This window comes from Rhodococcus baikonurensis (genome assembly GCF_040489275.1).
GTDB lineage: Bacteria > Actinomycetota > Actinomycetes > Mycobacteriales > Mycobacteriaceae > Rhodococcus_F > Rhodococcus_F baikonurensis.
Window position 1 is genome coordinate 592,473 of record NZ_JBEUOQ010000003.1, and the last position, 24,651, is coordinate 617,123.

At 62.6% G+C, this 24,651-nt stretch carries 25 protein-coding genes; 18 read left to right on the plus strand and 7 right to left on the minus strand.

Translation table 11 applies throughout. The annotated features are described in order from the left end of the window. Positions 1 to 8: 8 nt before the first annotated feature. A complete protein-coding gene (locus tag ABWI03_RS10530; protein WP_095970300.1) occupies positions 9 to 1,400 on the plus strand; it encodes a MadS family sensor histidine kinase in 1,392 nt (463 codons plus the stop codon). Next, a complete protein-coding gene (locus ABWI03_RS10535; protein ID WP_124568258.1) occupies positions 1,397 to 2,080 on the plus strand; it encodes a MadR family response regulator transcription factor in 684 nt (227 codons plus the stop codon). The genes ABWI03_RS10530 and ABWI03_RS10535 overlap by 4 nt, the downstream gene beginning before the upstream one ends. On the opposite strand, the gene ABWI03_RS10540 is transcribed toward ABWI03_RS10535, so the two are convergent. Together ABWI03_RS10540 and ABWI03_RS10545 are read right to left on the minus strand one after the other, a co-directional pair. After that, positions 2,077 to 2,616, minus strand: coding sequence for an RNA polymerase subunit sigma (locus ABWI03_RS10540; protein WP_166811255.1), 540 nt, complete (start codon positions 2,614 to 2,616; stop codon positions 2,077 to 2,079). The two genes, ABWI03_RS10535 and ABWI03_RS10540, sit on opposite strands and share 4 nt — an antisense overlap. 83 nt (positions 2,617 to 2,699) lie before the next feature. Then, positions 2,700 to 3,194, minus strand: a complete 495-nt coding sequence (locus ABWI03_RS10545) for a GbsR/MarR family transcriptional regulator (RefSeq protein WP_007728322.1) — start codon at positions 3,192 to 3,194, stop codon at positions 2,700 to 2,702. 68 nt (positions 3,195 to 3,262) lie between these two features. Between ABWI03_RS10545 and ABWI03_RS10550 the strand changes: the two genes are divergently transcribed. Together ABWI03_RS10550 and ABWI03_RS10555 are read left to right on the plus strand one after the other, a co-directional pair. Further along, positions 3,263 to 4,198 carry an ABC transporter ATP-binding protein gene (locus ABWI03_RS10550; RefSeq protein ID WP_124568260.1) on the plus strand — a complete coding sequence of 312 codons (936 nt, stop codon included), beginning with the start codon at positions 3,263 to 3,265 and terminating at the stop codon, positions 4,196 to 4,198. Next, positions 4,195 to 5,862 (plus strand): ABC transporter permease, encoded by a 1,668-nt coding sequence (locus ABWI03_RS10555; RefSeq protein ID WP_298774349.1) that lies wholly within the window; start codon positions 4,195 to 4,197, stop codon positions 5,860 to 5,862. Before ABWI03_RS10550 ends, ABWI03_RS10555 begins: the two co-directional genes overlap by 4 nt. Before the next feature lie 11 nt (positions 5,863 to 5,873). Here ABWI03_RS10555 and ABWI03_RS10560 read toward each other — a convergent pair whose 3' ends face one another. Together ABWI03_RS10560 and ABWI03_RS10565 are read right to left on the minus strand one after the other, a co-directional pair. Beyond that, positions 5,874 to 6,659 carry a thioesterase family protein gene (locus ABWI03_RS10560; protein WP_298774351.1) on the minus strand — a complete coding sequence of 262 codons (786 nt, stop codon included), beginning with the start codon at positions 6,657 to 6,659 and terminating at the stop codon, positions 5,874 to 5,876. A 233-nt stretch (positions 6,660 to 6,892) separates the two neighbouring features. Next, on the minus strand, positions 6,893 to 7,369 hold the full coding sequence (locus tag ABWI03_RS10565; protein WP_095970295.1) for a MaoC/PaaZ C-terminal domain-containing protein: 477 nt from the start codon (positions 7,367 to 7,369) through the stop codon (positions 6,893 to 6,895). Between the two features lie 103 nt (positions 7,370 to 7,472). Here ABWI03_RS10565 and ABWI03_RS10570 point away from each other — a divergent pair, with 103 nt between their 5' ends. After that, positions 7,473 to 7,898, plus strand: a complete 426-nt coding sequence (locus tag ABWI03_RS10570) for a DUF6314 family protein (protein WP_298774354.1) — start codon at positions 7,473 to 7,475, stop codon at positions 7,896 to 7,898. A 16-nt stretch (positions 7,899 to 7,914) separates the two neighbouring features. Here ABWI03_RS10570 and ABWI03_RS10575 read toward each other — a convergent pair whose 3' ends face one another. Further along, positions 7,915 to 8,127 (minus strand): TOBE domain-containing protein, encoded by a 213-nt coding sequence (locus ABWI03_RS10575; RefSeq protein ID WP_003942061.1) that lies wholly within the window; start codon positions 8,125 to 8,127, stop codon positions 7,915 to 7,917. 141 nt (positions 8,128 to 8,268) lie between these two features. Here ABWI03_RS10575 and ABWI03_RS10580 point away from each other — a divergent pair, with 141 nt between their 5' ends. Beyond that, entirely contained in the window at positions 8,269 to 8,472 is a 204-nt protein-coding gene (locus ABWI03_RS10580) for a DUF4287 domain-containing protein (RefSeq protein WP_007728313.1), read from the plus strand. A 6-nt stretch (positions 8,473 to 8,478) separates the two neighbouring features. Here the strand turns inward: ABWI03_RS10580 and mftM are convergent, their stop codons facing one another. Together mftM and mftR are read right to left on the minus strand one after the other, a co-directional pair. After that, positions 8,479 to 9,312, minus strand: coding sequence for a mycofactocin oligosaccharide methyltransferase MftM (mftM, locus tag ABWI03_RS10585; protein ID WP_298774356.1), 834 nt, complete (start codon positions 9,310 to 9,312; stop codon positions 8,479 to 8,481). Positions 9,313 to 9,341: 29 nt separating this feature from the next. Beyond that, positions 9,342 to 9,941 (minus strand): mycofactocin system transcriptional regulator MftR, encoded by a 600-nt coding sequence (gene mftR / locus ABWI03_RS10590; RefSeq protein ID WP_021343507.1) that lies wholly within the window; start codon positions 9,939 to 9,941, stop codon positions 9,342 to 9,344. A gap of 150 nt (positions 9,942 to 10,091) precedes the next feature. Here mftR and mftA point away from each other — a divergent pair, with 150 nt between their 5' ends. The 12 genes from mftA to ABWI03_RS10650 all read left to right on the plus strand — a co-directional run bounded on the left by mftA (position 10,092) and on the right by ABWI03_RS10650 (position 24,611). Beyond that, complete coding sequence (gene mftA / locus ABWI03_RS10595) at positions 10,092 to 10,187, plus strand: mycofactocin precursor MftA (RefSeq protein ID WP_063836238.1); 96 nt, start codon at positions 10,092 to 10,094, stop codon at positions 10,185 to 10,187. Continuing rightward, a complete protein-coding gene (gene mftB / locus ABWI03_RS10600; protein WP_007728309.1) occupies positions 10,172 to 10,459 on the plus strand; it encodes a mycofactocin biosynthesis chaperone MftB in 288 nt (95 codons plus the stop codon). The genes mftA and mftB overlap by 16 nt, the downstream gene beginning before the upstream one ends. 76 nt (positions 10,460 to 10,535) lie before the next feature. Then, positions 10,536 to 11,753, plus strand: coding sequence for a mycofactocin radical SAM maturase (gene mftC / locus ABWI03_RS10605; protein WP_003942089.1), 1,218 nt, complete (start codon positions 10,536 to 10,538; stop codon positions 11,751 to 11,753). 55 nt (positions 11,754 to 11,808) lie between these two features. Continuing rightward, complete coding sequence (mftD, locus tag ABWI03_RS10610) at positions 11,809 to 12,987, plus strand: pre-mycofactocin synthase MftD (protein WP_003942047.1); 1,179 nt, start codon at positions 11,809 to 11,811, stop codon at positions 12,985 to 12,987. 26 nt (positions 12,988 to 13,013) lie between these two features. After that, the gene (locus ABWI03_RS10615) at positions 13,014 to 14,945 is read left to right on the plus strand and encodes a mycofactocin system FadH/OYE family oxidoreductase 1 (RefSeq protein WP_298774361.1); all 1,932 of its coding nucleotides are present in this window, start codon (positions 13,014 to 13,016) and stop codon (positions 14,943 to 14,945) included. Then, positions 14,942 to 15,769: a mycofactocin-coupled SDR family oxidoreductase gene (locus ABWI03_RS10620; protein ID WP_095970291.1), complete on the plus strand. Its 828-nt coding sequence runs from the start codon at positions 14,942 to 14,944 to the stop codon at positions 15,767 to 15,769. Before ABWI03_RS10615 ends, ABWI03_RS10620 begins: the two co-directional genes overlap by 4 nt. Continuing rightward, positions 15,769 to 17,718, plus strand: coding sequence for a mycofactocin system FadH/OYE family oxidoreductase 2 (locus ABWI03_RS10625; RefSeq protein WP_298774366.1), 1,950 nt, complete (start codon positions 15,769 to 15,771; stop codon positions 17,716 to 17,718). Before ABWI03_RS10620 ends, ABWI03_RS10625 begins: the two co-directional genes overlap by 1 nt. Before the next feature lie 52 nt (positions 17,719 to 17,770). Beyond that, a complete protein-coding gene (locus ABWI03_RS10630) occupies positions 17,771 to 19,009 on the plus strand; it encodes an HNH endonuclease signature motif containing protein (protein WP_298774369.1) in 1,239 nt (412 codons plus the stop codon). A gap of 517 nt (positions 19,010 to 19,526) precedes the next feature. Then, the gene (mftE, locus tag ABWI03_RS10635) at positions 19,527 to 20,219 is read left to right on the plus strand and encodes a mycofactocin biosynthesis peptidyl-dipeptidase MftE (RefSeq protein ID WP_298774371.1); all 693 of its coding nucleotides are present in this window, start codon (positions 19,527 to 19,529) and stop codon (positions 20,217 to 20,219) included. Between the two features lie 97 nt (positions 20,220 to 20,316). Continuing rightward, positions 20,317 to 21,714 carry a mycofactocin biosynthesis glycosyltransferase MftF gene (gene mftF / locus ABWI03_RS10640; protein WP_166811277.1) on the plus strand — a complete coding sequence of 466 codons (1,398 nt, stop codon included), beginning with the start codon at positions 20,317 to 20,319 and terminating at the stop codon, positions 21,712 to 21,714. Next, positions 21,711 to 23,192 (plus strand): mycofactocin dehydrogenase MftG, encoded by a 1,482-nt coding sequence (gene mftG / locus ABWI03_RS10645; protein WP_298774373.1) that lies wholly within the window; start codon positions 21,711 to 21,713, stop codon positions 23,190 to 23,192. The genes mftF and mftG overlap by 4 nt, the downstream gene beginning before the upstream one ends. A 105-nt stretch (positions 23,193 to 23,297) precedes the next feature. Then, a complete protein-coding gene (locus tag ABWI03_RS10650; RefSeq protein ID WP_007730155.1) occupies positions 23,298 to 24,611 on the plus strand; it encodes a sigma-54-dependent transcriptional regulator family protein in 1,314 nt (437 codons plus the stop codon). Positions 24,612 to 24,651: the final 40 nt, after the last annotated feature.

Here is a 24,651-nt window from a genome sequence, read left to right on the forward strand (position 1 = left end):
TGCGGACGATGACCGCGGACCTGTCCAGGCTCACCGGATTACGGTCGGGGAAGAGTTCGTTCTATCCGCAGTATCGCGGTGCGGCGGAGCGCCTCGAACGCGTCGTGCATGCGTTGGAGTTGATCTCGCGGGCTTTGGTGCGAACCGTCGAAGGGCCGGAAACCCTGGTCTGCGCGGTCGCGGAAGCTGCCCGCGCTCATCTGAGTGCCAACTGGATAGTGTTCGCCTTGGCCGACGGGACCTTGCCGGACGCCGGGCCACGCCGATTGGTTCTCGGTCCGGATGCGACGCCGTTCCTGGTCGACAACGTGGAGGGACCACCGCTTCCGGAGGACGTCGTCGAATGCCTCGACGACATCCGGTACGGGAGAATCGAGTCCAACTCGGTGATCGACGCACACTACGCGTTTGTGCCGATCGTGCTCGGCGGCGGCGTGGTCGGAGCCTTTGCAGCCTGGACACCGGCCAACCGGACGCTCGACACGACGGACGGAGCCGTGCTGAGCATTTTGGCCAGCCAAACTGCCGTGGCTCTGCAGAACTCGGCGCTCTATCAGCGCGGACAACTACTGCTCGAACGAGCCGAAGATGCGTACGCGGAGGCAAATCGCACTGCAGCCGACCTCGCGGTGCGCAACAGCGAATTGGAGTCCACGCAGCGTCAACTCGGTGTGGCGCACCGGCATCAGGTGGTCGACGACGAACGGCACCGGATCGCCCGCGAACTTCACGACAGCGTGACACAGGCCGTGTTGTCGGCCGGCATGCAGATCGAGGTCTGCCGCAGCGACATCCCGGAGGCGGAACGCAGTGAAAGACTGGACTTGGCCAAGGATTTGACCAGGCGTGCGGTCGAGCAGCTTCGCTCGGCGATCTACGCTCTCAATCATTCCTCGGACGCGGACCGGACGTCGCTGCCCGAGATGCTCGAGCAACTCGGCGTGGTTCACATGCCGGACGAGTTGGCGGTCAGCGTTCGCGTCGGCGGTACCCCGACGGAGCTTCCGGGCGATGCCGAACATGCCCTTCTCCGGATCGCCGGAGAAGCCCTGTTCAACGCAGCGGTTCATGCTCATGCGAATCGGGCGGTGCTTCGTCTGACCTATCGCGCGGACTCCGTGTTGCTGTCGGTCTCCGACGACGGTGACGGCGACCCCGCGCGAATGCGTCTGATCCTCAAACTCGCAGCCACCAACGATGTCGACGGTCGCCACCGCGGACTGGCGAACATGCAGGCGCGAACCTCGGAGTTGGGTGGCGCGTTGGAAGTGCGGCGGGCACGGATCGGTGGGATTCAGATTCTCGTACGACTGCCACTACCGCTACCGCAGGCGCCGCCGCTGGACTCGGGCATGGAAAACCTTTGCTCTACACCTGAAATCGAGAGCGAGGAATCATGACCACTGCTCGTCCCGTCGTCACCCGTGGAACGTCGCCGGTTCAAAGTTCGGTTCGCATAGTCCTGGTCGACGACCACGCGATACTTCGGCAAGGACTCCGCTCGGTGCTCGAGCGCGAAAGCGACCTCGAGATCGTGGGGGAGGCGTCGTCCCTGGCCGAGGCGCTCGCGGTGGTCGACAAGGTCGGTCCGGACATCGTCCTGATGGATCTCAAACTCTCCGCCAGTTCCGATTACGAGGGGCTGACCCTCTGCGGTCAGCTGTCCTCGGCACATCCCGGGCTGGGACTGTTGGTTCTCACCACCTTTCTCGATGATCAACTGGTGGTGCGAGCGGTGCACGCAGGCGCTCGTGGCTACGTCGTCAAGGATGTCGACACCACCGAACTGGTGCGTGCGATCAGGGCGGTCTCGCGGGGTGAGAGTGCGTTCGACTCTCGCAGCGCATCTGCTGTCGTCCGTTCGCTCAACGGGCAATCGGCAACCAAGGAACGGTTGACCGATCGCGAACTGGAAGTATTGCGGCTTCTCGCAAACGGTCTGTCCAACATCAAGATCGGTGAGCGATTGTTCATCTCACCTACCACCGTCAAGTTTCACGTCAGCAACATCATGCGCAAACTCGAGGTGAGCCGTCGAGCAGAGGCTGTCTACGCCGCGAGTAAGCAAGGTCTGATCTAGCTGCGCTCGGAGACGGTCCAGGCGCGCAGTGCCTGATGCTGTACGAGCAGCACTCTCGATCGAGTCGTGCGCAGAGTCGACGCGGTCATCTCGGCAGTCAGACCCACTGCGATTCGCAATATGAGAACCTCACGTTGGTCGTCGGTCAGGCGGCGCGGGCGTTTGAATCGCCCGTCGGTGTTGTGTGACTGGGGAATTGATGCAATGCGTCGAGAGGCCAACTCGTAAGCGAAAGTCTCGATGCGCGTGTCGGCGGAGATCGTGTCGGACATTCGTGTGACGACGTCCAGGGTGCATTGATGGGCGAGATCGTCGGCGAATGTTGCTACAGACGTCCCGAGGAGCCTGGCGCGATAGTAGAGAACGACGCGAGGGTGCACGCGGGCCAGGAGTTTCGCGAGCGCTCGGTGGTCGCCGGCGAATGCCTCGGCGGCGGTGCGGTTCAAGGAAATCGATCGTTCACAGATCTCGGGTGAAGCGGTACGTACTGACGGTGAAGTCGGTGAAGTGTTCGCGCCCCTGATCGACAGCTTCATCAGCAACTCCTCGAGTACGCCGCGCCTCACCATGCTGGAACGAGAATTGAGGTACCCCGCCGAAATTGCGGGTAAACCTGAAGTTACCTGCCAGGTGTCCGGTCTTTTCGCCGGGAGCGCCAGTCCGCGAGCATGCGCGGCATTTCCGCGGCCATGAAGTCGAAGAAGTCGCGCAGATCTGCCATACGATCGCCGGCCGTCGTTCCTTCACCGAGGACCCGAATGCCCTCGTCCGCCACTGCCGAGACCTGGTAGAGCGAGGACTGTTTCGTGACAAACGCGTCGGCCCACATGTCGACGCTGACGCAGTAGTGCTGACGCCTCGATCCGGGGACGGCCACACGCTCGATCAACCCGACTTGCTGGAGGTATCTGACGGCACCGGAAATGGCGGCGGGGCTCACGCCCAACCGAGATCCGAGATCTCCTGGCGTGGACGAGGGCGTCTCGCTGGTCATCAATGCGGCCCAGACGCGGGCGGGCATCGGCGGAAAACCCATGTCGCTCAGTACGAGTGAGAGTCGCTCGACATAATGGCGGCTCTCGTCCGGTGCAACGGTATGGCTGGTGTCGGTCATCGGAACCCTTCGATCTTTCCTCTTTTTCTATCTTCACACATTTGTGAAATCGGCGTACGGTCAAGTTCATGGGTGCGGCGATTTCAGTGAAGAACCTCGTCAAGACGTTCGGTACCACCCGCGCGCTGGATGGCCTCGACCTTGACGTCTCGACGGGCGAAGTGCACGGATTCCTGGGGCCGAACGGCTCCGGAAAATCCACCACCATTCGGGTACTCCTCGGCCTGCTCCGCTCTGATTCCGGAGACGCAACCGTCCTCGGCGGCGATCCGTGGCGAGACGCCGTGACTTTGCATCGACGTCTCGCTTACGTGCCTGGTGACGTGAACCTGTGGCCCAATCTCACCGGCGGGGAGGCCATCGATCTGCTGGCCGGTCTGCGTGGTGGCCTCGACCGAAAACGTCGAAGCGAGTTGCTCGAGCGCTTCGAACTCGACCCGACCAAGAAAGCGCGGACGTACTCGAAAGGTAACCGGCAGAAGGTTGCACTCGTGGCGGCGTTCTCGTCCGACGTCGACCTTTACGTCCTCGACGAACCGACATCGGGGCTCGACCCGTTGATGGAAGCGGTGTTTCAGGATTGCGTCGAGGAGGTGGCTCACGCCGGGAAGACGGTCCTGCTGTCGAGCCATATCCTCGCCGAGGTCGAAGCGCTGTGCGATCGCGTGAGCATCATCCGCGACGGGCGGACGGTGGAAGAGGGAACGCTGTCCGAACTCAGACATCTCACGCGCACGTCCGTCTCGGCGGAGACGCAGCGACCGATCGGTAGCCTCGACGGGCTCGGCGGTGTCCACGACGCGGTGATCGACGGGAACCATGTCACCTGCGAAGTCGACAGCGCGCAACTCGGACCTCTCATGACGTACTTGGTCGGCTTCGGGATCGTTGCGCTCAGCTCCACTCCGCCGACACTCGAAGAACTTTTCTTGCGGCACTACGGTGACGAGCGGGCAAGGGAGACTTCGGTCCACCTGCGAGCCGAGACCGGAGTGCGGCCGTGACCGTCGTCGAGGCCGCTCCACCGGTACCGGCGTCGGCGAGCCAATTCACCGGTACGCGCCGACTGGTCCGGCTCGCTTTGCGTCGGGACCGAATTCAGCTTTCCGTGTGGGTCATCTCGATCGTCTTGTTCATGTTGCTCGTCGTCGCCAGTGTGACCGGGCTGTATAAGACACCCGAGGAATTGCGAAACATCGCAGTCAGTTCCGCGGTCTCGCCGGTAGCGCTGGCGACCAACGGAATCGTGTCCGGCGATTCGCAGGGCGCGATAGTCGCCAGCCAGTCGGTGCTCGTGTTCGCGTTGGTGGCGGCATTGATGAGCACGCTTGCGGTGGTTCGTCATACGCGACAGAACGAGGAGACCGGCCGCGCCGAGATGATCGGTGCAGCGGTGGTTGGTAGACGAGCGCTCCTCACCTCCGCGCTGATCGTCACGGTCGGTGCGAACGTCGTTCTGGCACTGGGAATCGCGCTGGGGGCGATGGCCGTCGGTCTGCCGGTCGGTGGTTCGCTTGCGCTGGGTGCCTCGGTTGGCGGTACCGGAATCGCGTTTGCCGGTGTGGCGGCGGTGACTGCGCAGATCACCGACGGTGCTCGCACGGCCAACGGTCTGGCGGGTGCCGCGATCGGCGTTGCCTTCATGCTGCGCGCGATCGGTGACGTGAACAGTACGGTCGTCGACGATGGAACTCGCGTAGTGAGCGGTTGGTTGTCGTGGCTCTCGCCGATTGGATGGGCACAACAGATCAGACCGTTCGACGACGACGCCTGGTGGATCCTGTTGTTGCTGATCGGATTTGCGGCCGTACACGTGGTGGTGGCGTTTGTTCTCATCGGTCATCGCGATCAGGGAGCGGGACTCGTTCAGCCCCGACCCGGCCCACCGACCGCGGCATCGTGGTTGCCTTCCGCCTGGGGCCTGGCCTGGCGGATGCAACGAATGACGATGTTCTGGTGGATCTTTGCCGTTGTCATTCTCGGGTTCGCGTACGGCGCTGTGGGCAACGAGATCGACGCGATGGTGGGATCGTCGGAGCAAACCGCGGAGATGTTCGAGAAACTTGGTGGCGGCGGAACGGATCTGGTGGATTCCTACCTGGCCACCGCTCTGGGGCTCACGTCGACAGTGATCGCGGCGTATTCGGTCCAGAGTCTTCTCCGGATGCGGGGCGAGGAAACATCGGGACGGCTCGAACCGTTGCTGTCAACCTCCTTGTCTCGGTGGAGGTGGATGCTTTCCCACCTGGGTGTGGTTGTGGGCGGTGTGGTCCTTGCGCACGTCCTGATGGGTGCCTTCACCGGATTTGCCTTCGGGCTCGTCACGGACGACATCGGCGGCAACACACTCCGAATGACCGGCGCTGCCTTGGCCTATCTGCCTGCGGTGCTCGTAGTCGTGGGGTTGGTGTCGTTGGCTTTCGGACTGTTTCCGGCCTACGCATCGGCGCTCTCCTGGGGAATCCTGGCGGCATGCATCGTGCTCGGGCAACTCGGCACGTTGCTGAAGCTTCCGCAGGTAGTGCTGGATCTGTCGCCCTTCACCCACGTGCCGGGTGCCCCTGCCGAGCCGGTGACAGTTCTACCCCTGCTGGCAATGATCGTTGTGGCAGTATCACTTTCGACAGCATCGCTTGTTGCTTTCCGTCGTCGCGACATCCAGGTGTAGGAGAGCTGAACTCAACTCAGAATTCGACGAAGCTGGCGAGCCCGAGCAGCGAGCCGTCCTGCGGCGTCGAATAATTCGGTTTCGTCGACGCAGAGTGTGTCGGTTGCCCACACGGTGCCATGACGCAGGCGATACCACTGGGACGGTGAGTGATCTGCCGTGACGGACTCCGGCATGAAATGCGCGGTGAACTCGACGGTGGGAATGGCCACGGGCGTCGTCAGCGTCGCGAACAGTCCGGGCGGAAGCGCGTCGAGCAGAACGGCGGCGCGCTCCTGGGCCGTGAAATCGAGGTCGGTCAGCAATCGGATCCAGACGTCGAATTCCGGGGAGTCGCCACCGGCGAACGGCCTCGCGGAATTGATCGGACGGATGTCGAGGTGCTGGGAGAACGGCACGAAGTCCACCGGGATCTCCAGCGGTGGCAGGGTTGCCGGGTCGACCGGACTCGGCTCGATTCCGGGGGCGGACAGCGTCGTGGCTCCTGTGTCGCGGGCCAACCGAACGAGGGCGGATCCCGCATCGGTCAGCGTGACGTGGCAACTGACAGTCCGCCCGCCCCGCATCTCGCCGACGGTCAACTCGGCCGGCCCCGGAGGGACGGGGCGGTCCAGGTGTGCCGTCACCGCCATAGGTTCGGCTCCGGACGCGTCGGCGGCAACTCGCAGCATCCGTGCTACGGCGAGTCCGCCCTGAATGCCGTCGAAACTTCGCCAGCTGGAGTCGAACTCGGTGTGATGACGCGCTGCGTCGATTGACGGCACGGCCGTCACGGAGGCCTGACTAGTAATTGCCATAGTCAGCACAGTAGATGCTGACTATGGCAATAGCAAGCTAGGGTCTACTCGGGAGTGCTGGACGACCCACCGAAGAGCATGTAGATGAGGATCTGAAGAATGCCGAGGGGATTGATCTCGCCGAGGCTGCTCATGTGTGAGGAACTCCTGTTTGCGGGGATGGGTATTGTTGCGTCGCAACGTCACTGAAAGTACGGCAATTCAGGCATTGCGGTGCGGAATTTACCGATAATTCACTGTCCGCGAGTCGGGCGACAGTGCAGGTAGGCGTCAGTGACCACGTCGAGAACGCGATTGCCGTGTGCATCGACCAATTTCGCTGTGATGGTGACCAATCCCCGCGCGCGATTGTCGAACACGACGTTGTCGACGGTGACCTTTCCGCTGAGGGTGTCACCGGGGCGAAGTGGACGTAGGAAGCTCACGTCGCGCATGGTCTTTCCGGCGATCACGTTCCATTGGTCGTAGAGGCCGGCGACCACCAATTTCTGGCAGATCGACAGGGTGTGCAGCCCGCTGGCGATCAACCCGCCGAAGACACCGGACCCGGCGGCTTCCTTGTCGATGTGAAACCACTGGGGATCCCACTGGGTTGCGAACTCGACGATCTCCTCTTCGGTCACCGAATACGAGCCCAAAGGGATCACTTGGCCGATCTCGAGATCCTCGGCGAACACTGTGCGTTTGTGAAGGGCGGCCGAATCGTTCATGGTTGTGCAAATCTCCTGCGTGTTACGGGTGTACTCGGAACATACTCCCGCAGTGTGTTCGGCTCCTTCGCAAGTCCTTGTCCAGGGTCACTAGAATCGCTACATGGTTGACGACGCGAAGATCGAGCCGAGGGCGCTGGCAGGGACGTGGCACTTCGAGCGCGACATCGTCGACCGCCTTTCCGGTTCCACCAAGAAAGTCTTCGGCGAGACCACTATCTCCGACGCCGGTGACGGTCGGATGCGCTGGTACGAGAGTGGCACTCTGCGTGACGGCGATGTGGAACTGCCCGTGTTCCGGACTCTGTTCATCGCGAAGCGCGGCCTCGAGTGGGCCGTGACCTTCGAAGACGGCAGAGAGTTTCACGACTGGGCGCCGGGAGAGGAAGTCGAGCACCTGTGTGGTGCGGACACCTATCGCGGGCGGATCGACATCACTGCCGTGGATGGATCGGCTTGGGCTGTGGTCTGGACCGTGACGGGGCCGAGCAAGGACTACACGATGACCACGCATCTCACTCGGCCCTGAACAGCGGTCGTGCCAGTTATTCGACGCCGATCGTCACCTCGGTGGACTTCACGAATACCGTTGCAGCTTGGCCTGGTTCGAGGTCGAGATCCAGCGCGGCATCGCGGGTGATCGACGAAGTCACGATCTGGTTGCCGCCGTCCAATTTCACCTTGACCGTTGCCATGACGGTGCCGAGGTTGACCTCGGTGATGGTGCCGGTGAGTTGATTTCGTGTGGACAGTCGCATTGCTGAACTCCTGTGCTCTCGGGCGGGTGTACTCCGACCATAATCCGACGGTCGCGTATCGACCCAGTAATTCCGCAGGTGCGGACATGCGGGCGCCGCCGGTGCGCGAATATTGTCGGGCGGTGGAGGTAGATTCCGGTCATGACTGAACCCGTGAAAGGCCCGGCGTCGTATTTTCCGTCGATCGAGAAGAAGTACGGTCGGCCGATCGGTGAGTGGCAAGAGCTGATCAGAAGCTCAGACCTCACCAAGCACATGGAATTGGTGAATTGGTTGAAGTCGGAGCACGGTATGGGTCATGGACACGCGAATGCCCTTGTCGCGCATACCTTGAAAGAAGGGTGAGTCGCCTCAGGCGGCAGCAGCGTCCAGCACCAACCAGCCGCCGTGATGCTCGAATACCTCGAACGGCACACCGGTCTGCCGGCCGACCGCCTGCAGCGACTCGAGATCGAAAGTGCGGATGTGGCCGTGGCACGCGGTGGCTTCGTCCTCGAAGGGGACGGCTATGACGACCCGCTGACGTGCGATTCGGAGTGCCTGCGCGATCACGGCCTCGCCGACTGCGTCGTCGACGTGCTCGAGGAGATGAATCGCGGTGACGGTGTCGGCGCTGTTGTCCGGTGCCGGTACTTCACCCGCATCGCAGATCACCGTGTCGATCGTGATGCCGAGTTCGGGGGCTACCGCGTCGAGCAGGATCATCGTTCCGGGCAGGATGTCCGTGGCGGTCACGTCCATTCCGGCGCGCGCGAGCCGTAGTGGCAGGAAACCGAAGCAGGAACCCAGATCGAGCACGGAACCGCGAACCAGTTCTTCGGCTTTGTCGTGAATTGGCGCGAAATCTGCAGTGCCGTCCAGTAGTTCGGCAAGGGAGTTCCGGTAGTACGTGGTCCAGGATTCGAGAGCGCCGTCCACGGTGGAGCGAACCAGGCCGACCATCGTCAACTCGAATTCGTCCTGACCGAACTCCGCGTCCTGGATCGACGAGGTGACTCCGGCGACGAGTCGCTCACTCAGATCGGCGGGAGTGAGGGAGTGTCTGACGTGGAGGCGACCGCCCCGGCGATCCAGCGAGATCGGACCGGACTCGACGCGTTCGACGGTGACATGCCCGAACGACCACAAGCCCGGCGTCGACGGTGCCAGCGAATCCAGGACCGGTTCGTTCGTGATGGTGGACATGATCGCCTTTCTCAGGTGGTGATGCTTTCTCAGGTGCTGATGCCGGTCCGCAGGGACTGCGTACCCGTTTTCAAGAGTTCCGGTAGCTCGAGTGAATCGTCGGTGAGCCACTGTTCGTACGCCGACATGGCCACCCCGAGCAGAAGATAGCCGACCGTGCGTGGGCCGTGATCGGTCGGCTCGAGATCCATTCGGCGTGCGACGTAGTCGGCGACCACTTGCCGCCAACCTTCGTACATCACCACAGAGTATGCCTGAAGTGTCGGAACTTCGAGGATCAATTCCATCCGTTTGCGATGTACCGCAGTCTCTTCCGGTGGGAAGGTGTTGAACGTCAGCAATGCGGATTCGAGTGCGTCTACCAACGGGATGTCGGCGGGCAGTGAGTCCAGGTGCTCGCGCATCTCGTCGAGATGCCCGTCGAAGTCTCCCCAGGGAACTGCGTTCTTGGACGGGAAGTAGCGAAAGAAGGTCCGACGCGCGATGCCGGCGGCGTCGGCTATCTGGTCGACGCTCACCTCGTTGAAGCCGACTGTGGAGAACAGTTCGATGCCGATCGTGCTGATTCCCTCCTTCGTTGTGGAGGGGCGACGACCTATCCGAGCGGACGGTTTCTTGCGGCTACGCATACTTTTTTCGCTCCATGTGTGTCATTCTGCACTCGATGCCATTACAGTGGTGAACCGAGTCACAGTGAAGTCCCACTAGTGACCACCAACTCCCAGGTTGGAAGTCTGATCTACAGACTTCCAGACGGAGTGCGACCGCAGGAGGAATCCATGTCAGATCGTGACAACAAGGCGCTCGAGAACGACCTCGTCGAGGAGTCCCTCGTGGAGGAAGTTTCCATCGACGGCATGTGCGGCGTGTACTGACCGTGTCTGCTTTGGATCTCGATGCGGGGTGGAAACTCCACCCGCAGGTAGCGCTTCGCCCCGAACCTTTCGGGGCGTTGCTCTACCACTTCGGAACGCGCAAGCTGTCGTTCCTGAAGAACACGACCATCGTTGCGGTGGTCAAGGCGTTGCCAGACCATCCTGATGTCCGGTCCGCACTACGTGCGCAAGGCATCGAAGATGACGCGGCTCCCCAATATGCCCGCGCGCTGAGCACTCTCGCCGATTCGCACATGATCGTGCCTGTCTGAGCCAGACGCTCGCCCCCACGTGCGGAACAGCCCTTCTGCACGTTCGCCCGCTTCATTTCTTCGCGAGGACACAGCCATGACCTCAGTTCTTGAACAGCCCTCCCCGCCCGCCAAGGTGGGTCGCCTCGTCGATCAGTTCGAACTCGGACTCGACGCCCCGATCTGCCTGACGTGGGAACTCACCTACGCCTGCAACCTGTCCTGCGTGCACTGCCTTTCGTCTTCGGGTCGTCGTGACCCCAACGAGCTGAGCACCGAACAGTGCAAGTCCATCATCGACGAGCTGCAGCGTATGCAGGTTTTCTACGTCAACATCGGTGGCGGCGAGCCGACGGTACGCTCCGACTTCTGGGAGCTCGTCGACTACGCGACGGACCACCAGGTCGGTGTGAAGTTCTCCACCAACGGAGTGAAGATCGACAAGAAGGTCGCGGCGCGCCTCGCCGCCAGTGACTACGTCGACGTGCAGATTTCCATCGACGGTGCCACCGCTGAGGTCAATGACGCTGTGCGCGGGCCTGGTTCGTTCGCGATGGCTGAGCGCGCTCTCGCGAACCTGAAGGAAGCCGGCTTCAAGGACGCCAAGATTTCGGTGGTCGTCACGCGGCACAATGTCAGTCAGCTCGACGAGTTCAAGGCTCTCGCGGACAAGTACGACGCGACCCTGCGCATCACTCGACTGCGTCCTTCGGGCCGCGGCGCCGACGTGTGGGACGACCTGCACCCACGCCCCGAGCAGCAGCGTGAGCTCTACAACTGGCTGGTGGCCAATGGTGAAGGCGTCCTGACGGGCGACTCGTTCTTCCACCTCTCCGCCTTCGGCGATGCACTGCCTGGTCTCAATCTCTGTGGTGCGGGCCGAGTCGTGTGCCTGATCGATCCGGTCGGTGACGTGTACGCGTGCCCGTTCGCGATTCACGAGCAGTTCCTTGCCGGAAACATCGTGAAAGACGGTGGATTCCAGGAAGTCTGGCAGCACTCGGACCTGTTCGAGGAGCTGCGCTCGCCGCAGACCGGTGGCGCCTGCAGCAAGTGCAACCACTACGACTCCTGCCGCGGCGGCTGCATGGCGGCCAAGTTCTTCACCGGACTGCCGATGGACGGACCCGACCCCGAGTGCGTCATCGGCAACGGTGAAATGGCATTGGCGTCGGCGGGAGAGGTCCCGAAGTCCAGTGTCGATCACTCCCGTTCCGGTCAACGCAAGACCCCACGTGCATCCGTGCCCCTGACACTGATGATGCGTCCGCCCGCCAAGATTTGTGACGAAAACCCGCTTGCGGGAATGCAGTAACTACTGCGCGATACCGACAGTGCGGCGAAAGCTGCACCCCAGAGAGGTCAGTTCAATGGCTAAGAATGCTTTCTTCGAGACGGTGGCAGAAGCACAGCGCCGTGCGAAGAAGAGGTTGCCCAAGTCCGTGTACGCGGCGTTGGTGGCGGGATCCGAGAAAGGGCTGACTGTCGACGACAACGTCGCGGCATTCAGCGAACTGGGTTTCGCTCCCCACGCTGCGGGACTGTCGGACAAGCGCGAGATGTCCACCACCATTATGGGCCAGGACATTTCGTTGCCCGTCATGATTTCACCGACCGGTGTGCAGGCAGTGCACCCTGACGGTGAGGTAGCTGTAGCTCGTGCGGCTGCAGCACGGGGAACAGCCATCGGACTGAGTTCTTTCGCCAGCAAGTCCATCGAAGAAGTTGCCGCGGCCAACCCGCAGGTCTTCTTCCAGATGTATTGGGTCGGCAGCCGCGACGTGCTTCTCCAGCGTATGGAGCGCGCTCGCGCTGCCGGTGCCAAGGGCCTGATCATCACCACCGACTGGTCCTTCTCGTACGGTCGCGACTGGGGCAGCCCGTCCATCCCCGAGAAGATGGATCTCAAGGCGATGTTCCAGTTCGCCCCCGAGGGCATCATGCGTCCGAAGTGGTTGCTGGAGTTCGCCAAGACCGGCAAGATCCCGGATCTGACCACACCCAACCTCGCGGCTCCCGGCCAGCCGGCACCGACGTTCTTCGGCGCGTACGGCGAGTGGATGCAGACTCCGCTTCCGACGTGGGAAGACATCGCCTGGCTGCGTGAGCAGTGGGGTGGACCGTTCATGCTCAAGGGCATCATGCGCATCGACGACGCGAAGCGAGCTGTCGACGCCGGTGTCTCCGCTATTTCGGTCTCCAACCACGGTGGTAACAACCTCGACGGCACCCCGGCGCCGATCCGCGTGCTCCCGGGCATCGCCGAGGCCGTGGGCGATCAGGTGGAAGTTGTTCTCGACGGCGGTATTCGACGCGGCGGCGACGTCGTCAAGGCGCTCGCACTCGGAGCCAAGGCCGTCATGCTCGGGCGCGCCTACCTGTGGGGTCTCTCGGCAAACGGACAGGCCGGTGTCGAGAACGTGCTCGACCTGATGCGGATGGGCATCGACTCGGGGCTGATGGGTCTCGGCCACTCGTCCATCACCGAGCTGAGTCCGGCGGATCTGGTGATCCCGGAAGGCTTCACCCGCACGCTGGGTGCGAGCTGAATCTCCGGCTCTGATCGAGCTGTGAGTTGAGCCTTCACGAACACACAACCCTGGCCGGACGCAGAGTCCGGTCCAGGGTTGTTTTCGGTCCGCACGAGACCAATCTTGCTGTGGGGCGCTCGCTTTCCGATCGTCACCGGGCGTATTACCAGCGCCGCGCCGAAGGCGGTGCCGGGATCGTCGTCACCGAAGTGGCGTCGGTACTTGCCGACGACTGGCCGTACGAGCGGGCACCGCTGGCGTCGCAATGTGGCCCGGGGTGGCAGTCGATCGCGACTGCGTGCGCTCCGTACGGAGCGTTGGTTCTTGCCGGGCTGGGGCATACCGGGATGCAGGGTTCCAGTGCATACTCTCAATCGGTGCTGTGGGGACCGTCAAGAGTGGCCGACCCGGTGACTCGCGAATTGCCGATGGCAATGGGACAGCCGGAAATCGACCAGCTGACAGCCGGCTTCTGCGAAGCGTCGGCGCTGGCCGTCGCTTCGGGAATGGACGGAGTGGAACTCGATGCCGGCCCTCGAAGTATTCTGCGGCAATTCCTTTCGGGCCTGACCAACACTCGGCACGACCGATACGGTACTGATCGCGTTGCCCTTGTTCGCGAGATCCTTTCGGCCGTGCGTGACGAACTAGGGCCGGATCGCGTTGTCTCCTTGCGGTTGTCCTGCGACGAGGAAGCGCCATGGGCGGGCCTGACGCCCGATCTTGCCATCGGTATTGCGCGTGAAGTGTCTCCGCTCCTCGATCTCCTTGTTGTCGTTCGTGGCGGACTCTATTCGTCTGACAGGTACCGCCCCGACTTTCACTGCCCGACGAACTTCAACCTCGACCTGTGCCGTGAGATCAAGGCCGCGGTGTCGATTCCCGTTGTCCTGCAGGGGAGCGTCGTGGACATCGCCGACGCTCACGCAGCACTGCAGGTAGCCGAGTTCGTCGAGATGACCAGGGCCCAGATCGCAGACCCGGACCTGGTCGTGAAAGCCGCGCGCGGCGATCGCCCCCGGCCGTGTGTGCTCTGCAATCAGACGTGCCTCGTGCGTGATCCTCGCAATCCTGTCGTGACGTGCGTCGGGAATCCGAGCGCGGGTTTCGAGACGGTGGACCTCGATGAGCGAGAGCAGATTTCGACACCGGAAGCCGTGCTGATAGTGGGGGGTGGCCCCGCCGGGATGGAGGCGGCGCGGATCTCAGCGGTGGCGGGACACTCGGTCACACTCGTCGAGAGTTCATCGCAGTTCGGCGGCATGATCCGAGCTTTTGCACAAGGTGACGGCCGCGGCCGGTTCGCACTCCTCGCGCAGTGGCTCGAGGACGAATGCCGTCGTAGCGGCGTGACGATGCGGACCGGGGCGGCGGTCGACGTGCAGGACCTGGGCGAGGCACGCCGTCGGGGCGAGCTGGTTGTGGTGGCCACCGGTAGTGCTGCGCGGCCGCCGACGTATCCGGTCGACGACTCGGTTCGGTGGCTGGATGCGTCGGAAGCCTTCGAGAAGTTGAGCCCCGTGGGGCCGGGTCCGGTCGTGCTGATCGATCCGCTCGGTGGACCGGTCGCAGTGGCCCTCGCAGAAGCACTCGCGGCCCAGGGCGCTTCCGTCTCGATTGTCACCCCGGACAGCATCGTCGGCTCGCGGCTCGGCGCGAGTGGGGATCTGGTCGGCGCCAACACTCGCGTCCAGCGGGCCGGGATCACCAGGGTGCTCGCGTCGCGTGTCGTCGAAATCGCCTCAGGGGCCGTCTGCGTCGAACACGTCCATACCGGTGAGCGCTCACAGCTCGAGTGCGAAGTGGTGATCGACTGTTCGCCTCGTCTGCCGAACGAAACGCTGGGGGAGGCGGCCGACATCCAGGTGGGTGACTCGGTTGCTCCGAGAACTGTTCTCGAATCCATCCGCGAAGGGCGGTGTGCAGGGTTTACTACTAGAACGAGTTTCAATTCTGCAGAGAGGGCTATCTCATGACACAGGGTTCAGTTCGTTCGCTCGAAGGTCGCGTTGCTTTCATCACCGGCGCAGCGCGCGGTCAAGGACGTGCGCACGCAGTCAAGATGGCGCGCGAGGGAGCGGCGATCATCGCAGTCGACGTGTGCGCGTCGGTGGCGTCGGACAATTCTTACGACGCAGCAACTTCCGAGGACTTTGCCGAGACGGTACGTCTGGTCGAAGCGGAGGGTGGGAAGATCCTCGCTCGCGAGGTCGATGTCCGTGACGGTGCAGCGCTCACCGCGGTGGTCAAGGACGGTGTCGAGCAGTTCGGACGTCTCGACATCGTGGTCGCCAATGCCGGGGTCTGTAACTGGAATCGATTCTGGGAAATGTCGGACGAGCAGTGGGAAACCCTGATCGACATCAACCTGACCGGAGTCTGGAAAACCCTCAAGGCCTCGGTACCGGCGATCATCGAAGGTGGGCGCGGTGGATCGATCATCGTGGTCAGTTCGGTGGCAGGACTCAAGGCGCTGCCCGGGCAAGCGCACTACGCGAGCGCCAAGTTCGGTCTCGTCGGTCTGACGCAGGCCGCGGCAAAGGAACTGGGGGAGTACAAGATCAGGGTCAACTCGATCCATCCTTACGGAGTCAACACGCCGATGGGTGTCGACCAGGGTGCGCTCGAGGTGTTTGCCAAGTTCCCGCAGTACCTTCCCAACTTCACTCCGATCCTCTCGGACATCGCGTTCGCCGAACCCGACGAGATCGCCGACACCGTCCTGTGGCTCGCCGGTGACGGTTCACGCACCGTCACGGCAAGTCATATCGCGCTCGATCAAGGAAACTCCAAGGTCTGATGACGCCGTACCCGCGCCTCTTCGCGCCACTGCGCCTGGGCAACCTGACACTCCGCAATCGGGTCGTGTTCTCCGCGCACCTGACCAATTACGCGGAGAGCGGGTTGCCGACGGAGCAGCACGCGAGCTACTACGAGGCGCGGGCACGCGGTGGTGCGGGTCTGATCATCACCGAGGAGCACTCGACGCATCCTTCGGATCGACCGTACGAGAAGATGATTGCGGGCTATCGGCCCGAAGCGATCGAGGGATACCGGCGGATCACCGACGCCGTTCATGCACATGGTTCATCGATTCTCGCGCAGATCAACCACAATGGGGGTCAGGGCGCTGGAACCTACTCACGATTGCCGCTGTGGGCGCCGAGCGCCGTCGCCGATCCGTTGTTCCGCGAGGTGCCCAAGGCTGTCGACGACGCGGACATCGCCGAGATTCTCGAAGGGTTCGCCCTTGTTGCGCGCAACTGCGTCGCCGGTGGCTTCGACGGGGTGGAACTGCAGGCGTCGCAGTCGTCCATCGTGCGCGCCTTTCTCGCACCCTCGACCAACCTGCGCACCGATCGCTACGGCGGGGGCGTGGCACATCGTGCGCGTTTCCTTCTCGAAGTGCTCGGGGTACTGCGTGAGGCCATCGGTCCGGATCGTGTGCTCGGCGTGCGCCTCAGTGGATACGAAGGAACGCGGGGTGGGATCGAACTGTCCGACGCAGTAGCCACCGCGCGACTCGTCGAAGCTGACGGTCACGTCGACTACATCAACACCACCGTCGGAATGGCCACGGAAACATTGCATCTGGTCGAAGCGTCGATGGCGGTGCCCACTGGCTACGCCAACTTCGTCCCGTCTGCGATCAAGGAAGCGGTCGATCTTCCGGTCGTCGGTGTCGGCCGTTTCACGACACCAGAGCACGCTGAAGCTGCACTCGAGGACGGTGTGTGCGATCTGGTGGGCGTAGTTCGCGGGCAGATCGCCGATCCGGATTTTGTGAACAAGGCGCGTGCCGGACAATCGGCACAGGTGCGAACCTGCCTGTCCTGCAACCAGGAATGTGTCGGGCGGATGGGTCTGGGACGTTGGTTGGGGTGCACGGAAAACCCGCGCGCTGGTCGGGAATCGGTACCGCTGCCGATGCCGCGGCGACGAGGTCGCACTGTGCTGGTGGTCGGCGGAGGCCCGGCCGGCCTGCAAGCTGCGGCCACCGCGGCCCAGCGAGGTCATGCGGTGACGCTGTTCGAGCGTGAACGAAGACTTGGCGGACAGATTCTCACCGCCTCGGTGGTATCGGCTCGCCGCGAGCTCGCCGACCTCGTCCGGAATCTCGAATCGGAGTGTCGCCGAAGCGGTGTGACGATCGAGCTGGGTGCTGGAGCTGATCTCACGATCGTGGAGGAGCAGGCGCCCGACGTGGTCGTGATTGCAACCGGAGCGCGGCCTGTGCGACCGGCCTGGGCGCGTGGATCAGAGCGTGTGGTGAGTGTTCGAGACGTTCTCGACGGCAGGGTTCTGCCGAGTGGAACGGTGCTCGTGTACGACGAGTTGGGATTCCATCAAGGCACGTCGGTGGCGGAATTCCTCGCTGATCGAGGTTGCACTGTCACGATCGCGACCAACGGCATGGTGGTTGCCCAAGATCTGAGCATCACCCTGGATTTCGAGGGGTGGAACCGCCGGGCGTTCGAGAAGTCGATCATGCAACGGACGGATCTGATGGTGACGTCGGTGAGCGGTGGAGCTTCGCCGCTCGTGAGCTTGGTTCACCTTCCGACGGGTGTGGTCGAGGAAGTTGCGGTCGACTGGGTGGTCTTCGCGACACAGCAGGAACCTGTCGACGATTTGTGGAACACCTTGCAGGGAAGTTCTTTCGAGATATTTCGTATCGGTGATGCGTTGTCCCCGAGACGTTCACATGCAGCCGTCATCGAGGGGCATCGGGCTGCGTTGGCGATATAAGTCGTCCGATATGTCCCTGGTTATCGAAAGTATGTTCGATTAAACTTTGGGTATGGACAGTCGGGATGCGTGGCAGCTGGATGGTGAGGACCTCAAGGGTGAGGTTCTGGATCTGGTGCGTGTCCGTCACGAGTTGCAGTCGCGGATGGTGTTGCTGATCGTGGAGATGTTTTCCCGGGATGTTCTCGGTGGGAAGGGTTTTCGGGCGATCGTGCAGTGGTTGCATGGGTCGACGAATTTGGAGATCGGTGAGTGCAGCCTGCTGGTGGGCCTGGCGCGGTTGCTGATGCTCGAACCTGTGGTGGGCGATGCGTTTCATCGCGGTGATGTGGAATCGTTGAAGGCGCGTCAGGTGGCGTCGTTTTGTCAGCATCCGCCCAAGAACATGACCCTGGCCGATGTCGACAAGGCCCGGGGGATTTTGCTGTCGTTGGCGTCGAAGAACATCGCGGATTGTGATGCGGTGCGTGCGGCGATCCGGCGGATCGAGAAGCAGTACGGCACACGCGAGGACGGGGTCCCGGTAGGCGAGGATTCGGAGCGTAACGAGTTCTACGCTTCGAAAGGCTTGTACGGGCGGGTCACAGTCAAGGGTGATTTGGATGCGGTGAACGGGGCCCGTCTGATCACGTTGCTGTCGAGCCTGTCCGCTCCGACACCGGAGAAGGACGGCGTCAAAGACACCCGCAGGCCTGCTTTACGGCGCGCGGACGGGTTTTGTGAACTACTGCGGCGGTATGAGCGGGCGGGGTTGGGTCCGTTCGAGGGTGGGGTGAAACCGCACATCACGGTCACGGCCAGTGCGAAAGACATGACAGACCTGCAAGCGTTGAAGGACTTGCTGCCGTCGACCGAGGAGTTGGGGTTCGCGTGGACGGATTGGGTGGGCCCGATCAGTATCGACACGGCCCGGATGCTGGCCTGCGACTGCACCGTCACCCGGATCCTCCTGGACGGGAACGGTGTTCCGCTCGACTGCGGCAAGGAAGCGAGAACCGCGACGGTGCCGCAGCGGCGGGCGTTGGCAGTTCGTGATGGTGGGTGCGCGTTTCCGGGGTGTGGGACGCCGTCGGGGTGGTGCGATGCCCATCATATTGTTCATTGGAGTGATGGTGGCCCAACGGATCTCGATAATCTGATCTTGTTGTGCGGCCACCATCATCGAACGCTGCACCACACGCAGTGGCGGGTGGAGATCGGCCCGGATCGGAAGACGGTGTTCTATCCGCCGATGTCGATCGACCCGTATCAGCAGCCGATCGGCGGGAACAGTCCACCCACCGCGGCCTGAACGGGCATATTTGAAAATGGCAGCGTGTGAACCGGGGACGAGGCATGCCCCGGAGCACACGCATGCTGTGTTTCGGGGTGGTAGAGCCGGGGTCAGGCTATACATGAGCGATGAAACGCAAGGGGCCATTCTGGGATGCGGTCAATGGGCATTCCCGCCCTCTCCGGCAGCGACATACTCGGTTGGACACTTCGCGCGATAGATCCTGAGTCCTCCACGTTCGAAGTGGGATTCACTCATGGTCCCGCATTCTTGGTCCCGCATCGGTAGCCACTCTCGAACCCGACCAGTTCGCGCCGACAGCGTCGTTGCATGTTCAATTCCCCGAGCGTGCCCTCCCCGGCGCATACATCGGGCGTGGCCGTGTCGTGAGACGTGGTGCATCCCTCGCTTTTCTCGCAGGAGAACTTCTGACCGAAACCGGAACTGCCGTCGCAACAGTTAATGCCACCACCACAATCCAATCGATTCGGGTGGAGCCGAGTGCTTGAGGAGCTGTGCACAATACGATCGGGGGATGAGTTTCCTGCGTGACCTTGCTGCCATCCCGAGTCCTGCGCTCGAGGGCACTGCGCTCACCGTCGTGGTCCCGGTCGGTTCTTTCGAACAACACGGACCGCACCTGCCTCTCGATACCGACACGCGGATCGCGAGAGCAGTCGCACAGGCTCTGCCCGACGTCGTCGTGGCACCAGCGATCGAATACGGGGCGAGCGGCGAACACGAAGGGTTTGCCGGCACGATTTCGATCGGTACCGAGGCCATGGAAACCCTCGTCGTCGAATACGGAAGGTCGGCGTTCAGGTGGACGAAGCGGGTGCTGTTCGTCAACGGCCATGGCGGAAACGGTCCCGCGCTGGCCAAAGCTGTGGCACTTCTTCGATACGAGGGACGTGACGCCGCGTGGGTGCCGTGCGCTGTTGCGGGTGCCGATGCGCACGCGGGACACACTGAAACGAGCCTATTGCTGCACCTTTCGCCCGATTTGGTGCACATGAGCCTTGCTGAGTCAGGAAATTTGTCTCCTATCGCGGACCTGATGCCAGGAATGCGTTCGGGCGGTATGGTCGCTGTGTCGCAAAACGGCGTTCTCGGCAATCCAGTCGGGGCTACCGCCGAAGACGGCGCATACATCTTCGGTGAGTTGGTAGGACGCGTGACGGATGGACTGGCCCGGTGGGAGCCTGGTCCAGATGGGAGGCTTCGGTGACGACCACGACCGAGTGGGGGCGGACGGTCCACCTGCGACGGCTTTCGAGGCTGCGACGAGTTGCAGCACGACGGGCTACGTCCCTTACGATCATCTGATGCGACCAGCAAGACTCCCCGACGGCTTCGGCATTCGGTTGGACCCCAAGGTGCGCACGTACTCGGGCGGCCGGGTGCTCATCGGCGGCTCTCCGACACGGATGCTCAAGCTGGCTCCGACGGCTGCGGCGATGATCGGTGACGGCTTCCTCGAGGTGGTCGATCAGCAGAGCGCTGCGGTTGCTCGGCACCTCCTCGATTCAGGCGTTGCGAATCCTCGTCCGATGTCGACGCCGTCCGCTGCCGATGTCACCGTCGTGATTCCGGTCAAGGACAATCAGGCCGGCGTCGAACGGTTGCTGCCCGTCCTCAAGGATCTGACCGTCATCGTTGTCGACGACGGTTCGGAAGTGCCGGTGGAGCCTCGTCGCGCCTGCCCGGGCACCGGCACCATCACAGTAGTGCGGCACGAGAGCGCCCGCGGACCATCGGCAGCGAGAAACTCGGGATTGCGTTCGGCCCAAACACGTTTCGTAGCTTTCCTCGACTCCGACGTCATACCGCGTGCCGGTTGGCTCGAGTTGATGTTGGGCCACTTCAGCGATCCAGGGGTTGCCCTTGTTGCACCCCGCATCGTCGCCCTCGATCCGTACGGGACGGCGCTGGCGCGGTACGAGAACATGCGATCGTCGCTCGACCTCGGACGCAAGGAAGCTGCGGTGAAGTCGGGCAGTCCGGTCGCCTATGTCCCCAGCGCGGCCGTGATCGTCCGGCGCGACGTGGCGCTCGAATGCAACGGTTTCGACGAGAGTCTCGAAGTAGCCGAGGACGTCGATTTCTGCTGGCGACTGCAGGCTGCGGGTTGGCGACTGAGGTACGAACCGGTAGCGCATGTCGCCCACGATCATCGAGTTCAGTTCGACAAGTGGTTCGCCAGGAGAGCGTTCTACGGCACGGGTGCGGCGCCGTTGGCTGCAAGACACGAGGGTTCGGTTCCGCCGATGGCGATGTCGTTCTCGACGCTCTTCGCGTGCATCGCCGCCGCAACACTGACCCGTTCCGGTCTTGCGGGTGCGTTGGGCGCACTGCTCTTCACCGTGTATCGCCTGCGAAAGATGTTCAACGGCCTGAGTCAGCCCACCCGGATCGCAGCGATCCTCACTGCGCAAGGGTTTGTCGGAGGATTCTGGCAACTCGCCTCGGCGATGTGCCGTCACTACTGGCCCGTGACGCTCCTGGCGGTGATCGCCTCCCGTCGAATTCGGCGACTGGCCGTCGCCGCGGCCGTCACCGAAGGTGTGGTGGACTGGTATCGCCACCGTGAGCCGGGCGGGTTGGGTCCGGTTCGGTACGTCTTGTTCAAACGAGCAGACGACATCGCGTACGGAGCCGGACTCTGGCGGGGCGCGTTCGACGCCCGTGACTGGGCGGCACTGAAACCTCGAATCACCAAGTGACAGAAGCCGACTACGCAGACTTCCTGGTTGTCGGTGGTGGCACGTGTGGCTGCGTCGTCGCAGCCAGGCTCAGTGAAGATCCATCCGCCACAGTGATGCTCCTCGAATCGGGAAGTGGATATCGTTCGGCGCTCGAACTTCCGGACGTCCTGGGTGATCCGTACCGATTGCCGGTCGGACCTGCGAGCGAATACACGTGGACGTATCCGGTCGAACTGACACCGCGTCGGGCGTCCACGATTGCGCGCGGGCGGACACTCGGTGGGTCCGGGGCCGTCAACGGTGCGTACTTCACCCGCGCGACCCGTGCAGATTTCGAGAATTGGCCGAGCTCATGGGGATACGACGACGTCTTGCCGTACTTCAAGAAGTCTGAGACGGATCGTGATTTCGAGGGCGAGTTCCACGGGACGGCCGGTCCGATCCCGGTCGAGCGTCGAGCGTGGGACCAACTGCATCCACTGAGCGGCGAATTCCAGGCGGCAGCGCTCGCAGCGGGCTTTCCCGACGACGTCGACAAGAATGCGCCGGACTCGTTCGGCGTCGGCCGAGTGCCACTGAACGTGGCGGATCATCGTCGGATCAGTACTGCGATCGGGTATCTGATGCCGGCGTTGCACCGCCCGAATTTGCGGGTGCAATCCGGAATTAACGTCATTCGCATCGTATTCTCGGGAACCCGTGCGATCGGCGTCGACGTTCTCGACGACGGCAACGTCCGACGCATTCGTGCCGACCACGTGATCGTGTGTTCGGGTGCTGTGGCGACGCCGCACATTCTCTTGAATTCCGGTGTTGGTCCGGCGGAACAACTTGCAGAGCAAGGAGTTTCCGTCATTCTCGACAGGCCTGGCGTCGGACAGAACTTCGTCGACCATCCGGAAGTGCTGCTGCCTTACCATTTTTCGACGCCTCGCACGATTCGCTCGCAGACACCGGTGCTGGAGACTGCTCTCAATCTAGCCGAGCTTGAAATCCGTCCGTACACCGCATCTTTCACGGATTTGGTTCCCGGTGTGCCTCGAATGGATCACGGCGTCGGAGTGGTCCTCATGGCGCCGCGCAGCCGGGGAAGTATCGAACTGGCATCGGGGGATCCCGCTGGGGCGCCGCGTATTCGATACAACTACGTCGCGTCGACGCACGATCGAGCAGCCATTCGGGAAGGAATGCAGATCGCCGAGAACCTTCTCGAGTCGATCGCCGAGACCGGGTTGATCGGCCGCCCCGTCGTGGAGTACACCGACGAGTGGATCGAATCTCGCCTCGGTACGTCCTTGCACATGTCCGGTAGCTGCGTAATGGGTGCCGAATCGGACCCGTTCGCAGTCGTCGATGATCGGTGCCGTGTGATCGGCGCGACAGGACTCAGTATTGTTGACACGTCAATCCTGCCGACGATTCCGACCCGCGGCCCACACGCGACCGCGGTGATGGTCGCGGAACGGGCAGGCGCCATCCTGATCGGTGACGAGTGACCGCGAGGGGCAGCGGGCCGGGTCGACAGTCATACCGAATGGTCGTTCTCGCCTACGGGCTGTGATCGGCGTTACAGTGGTCCACGGAGCGGAGGAACGCAAAATATGGCACGTGAACAGGCTGTGCCTGGCAACCCGTGGGTGGCGGTCAGGCCAGGCGATGACGTCGCGTTACTTGCGCGGCGACTTTCGTCTGCCCATCAGTCGTTCATCGATGCCCGCGGCGTGCCCGGCCAAGGGCTGACCGACGACTCCCATGTCCGTTCGGTCGTGCTCGAGTCCTGGATGCGAAGCCGCAACAAGGGGGTAAACCCTGATGTTGTCGGCAACCCCGAGATGCTCGAAGGGTTGGAGCTCGAAAAATATCGCTCCGCGCATCCCATGTCACTGATTCGTCCGGTGATTCGGAAACTCCTGGTGGAGGATGCTGCCGAGACCGGATTGCTGATCGCGATCAGCGACGCACACGGTCGTTTGCTCTGGGTGGAGGGTGACAATTCGGCCAAGGACAAGGCGTTGTCCATGAACTTCGTCGAAGGCGCCGACTGGAGCGAAGATCGTGTCGGCACCAATGCGCCGGGAACGGCTCTTGCTCTCGATCACTCCGTACAGATATTCGGATCCGAGCATTTCAACCGAACCGTGCACGACTGGAGTTGTTCGGCCGCACCCGTCCACGATCCCACCACTGGGCAAATCCTCGGTGCCATCGACATCACCGGTGGTCCCAGGGTCGCGGTTCCCGAAGTGCTGTCACTGATCCGTGCAACTGTTGCGGCCGCCGAATCGGAATTGCGATTCCACCTCTTGAACTCGCCCATCCCGCTCAGCGCCACGGCTCCGCGCCTCGAAACATTCGGAGCAGGCCGGCCGACGCTGGTTCGCGGCGGTGACCGCATCCCGATTTCGCAGCGTCACGCCGAGATTCTCCTTCTGCTCTCCGAACATCCGGAGGGGCTCAGCTCCGACCACCTTGCGGTCCTGCTCGACGAGGGTGAACTCGACGCAGTGACCATTCGTGCGGAAATGTCGCGTCTTCGTAAGGTTTTCGGTGCCGACCGTTTGGCTTCGCGTCCTTATCGGATCATCACGGAGTTCACGACAGACGTCGGCGACGTGCGGGCAGCGCTGGATCGCGGAGACGCAGCGACGGCGATGAAACTGTATTCGGGCCCGGTGCTGGCAGGCTCGGCCTCTCCCGGCATCGAAGAGGTGCGGGAAGAGCTACGCACCAGGGTTCAGGCGGCACTGCTGCGTGGAGGTGACGCCAACCTTCTGGCCCGGTGGACCACGTCCGTACATGGGCGCGAAGACTCCGTCGTGTGGGAGGCCTACCTGTCCACATTGGATCCTCAATCTCCGCTGTATTCACAGGTCCAGGCAAGAATTGATCTCCTCGACCGCCAATTGGGCATCTGAGAATCATCTGCGTTTCTCGCACGCAACGTACTTGCAACGT

Excerpts from the sequence above, each read along its gene's own strand:
- mftE (WP_298774371.1), top strand. The coding sequence starts at position 19,527 with ATGAGTTTCCTGCGTGACCTTGCTGCCATCCCGAGTCCTGCGCTCGAG.
- ABWI03_RS10565 (WP_095970295.1), bottom strand. The coding sequence starts at position 7,369 with ATGAACGATTCGGCCGCCCTTCACAAACGCACAGTGTTCGCCGAGGAT.
- ABWI03_RS10620 (WP_095970291.1), top strand. The coding sequence starts at position 14,942 with ATGACACAGGGTTCAGTTCGTTCGCTCGAAGGTCGCGTTGCTTTCATC.
- mftF (WP_166811277.1), top strand. The coding sequence starts at position 20,317 with ATGCGACCAGCAAGACTCCCCGACGGCTTCGGCATTCGGTTGGACCCC.
- ABWI03_RS10550 (WP_124568260.1), top strand. The coding sequence starts at position 3,263 with ATGGGTGCGGCGATTTCAGTGAAGAACCTCGTCAAGACGTTCGGTACC.
- mftR (WP_021343507.1), bottom strand. The coding sequence starts at position 9,941 with ATGCGTAGCCGCAAGAAACCGTCCGCTCGGATAGGTCGTCGCCCCTCC.
- ABWI03_RS10625 (WP_298774366.1), top strand. The coding sequence starts at position 15,769 with ATGACGCCGTACCCGCGCCTCTTCGCGCCACTGCGCCTGGGCAACCTG.
- mftA (WP_063836238.1), top strand. The coding sequence starts at position 10,092 with ATGTCAGATCGTGACAACAAGGCGCTCGAGAACGACCTCGTCGAGGAG.
- mftC (WP_003942089.1), top strand. The coding sequence starts at position 10,536 with ATGACCTCAGTTCTTGAACAGCCCTCCCCGCCCGCCAAGGTGGGTCGC.
- ABWI03_RS10530 (WP_095970300.1), top strand. The coding sequence starts at position 9 with ATGACCGCGGACCTGTCCAGGCTCACCGGATTACGGTCGGGGAAGAGT.
- ABWI03_RS10630 (WP_298774369.1), top strand. The coding sequence starts at position 17,771 with ATGGACAGTCGGGATGCGTGGCAGCTGGATGGTGAGGACCTCAAGGGT.
- ABWI03_RS10575 (WP_003942061.1), bottom strand. The coding sequence starts at position 8,127 with ATGCGACTGTCCACACGAAATCAACTCACCGGCACCATCACCGAGGTC.
- ABWI03_RS10535 (WP_124568258.1), top strand. The coding sequence starts at position 1,397 with ATGACCACTGCTCGTCCCGTCGTCACCCGTGGAACGTCGCCGGTTCAA.
- ABWI03_RS10580 (WP_007728313.1), top strand. The coding sequence starts at position 8,269 with ATGACTGAACCCGTGAAAGGCCCGGCGTCGTATTTTCCGTCGATCGAG.
- ABWI03_RS10545 (WP_007728322.1), bottom strand. The coding sequence starts at position 3,194 with ATGACCGACACCAGCCATACCGTTGCACCGGACGAGAGCCGCCATTAT.
- mftM (WP_298774356.1), bottom strand. The coding sequence starts at position 9,312 with ATGTCCACCATCACGAACGAACCGGTCCTGGATTCGCTGGCACCGTCG.
- ABWI03_RS10570 (WP_298774354.1), top strand. The coding sequence starts at position 7,473 with ATGGTTGACGACGCGAAGATCGAGCCGAGGGCGCTGGCAGGGACGTGG.
- ABWI03_RS10560 (WP_298774351.1), bottom strand. The coding sequence starts at position 6,659 with ATGGCAATTACTAGTCAGGCCTCCGTGACGGCCGTGCCGTCAATCGAC.
- ABWI03_RS10650 (WP_007730155.1), top strand. The coding sequence starts at position 23,298 with ATGGCACGTGAACAGGCTGTGCCTGGCAACCCGTGGGTGGCGGTCAGG.
- ABWI03_RS10540 (WP_166811255.1), bottom strand. The coding sequence starts at position 2,616 with ATGAAGCTGTCGATCAGGGGCGCGAACACTTCACCGACTTCACCGTCA.
- mftD (WP_003942047.1), top strand. The coding sequence starts at position 11,809 with ATGGCTAAGAATGCTTTCTTCGAGACGGTGGCAGAAGCACAGCGCCGT.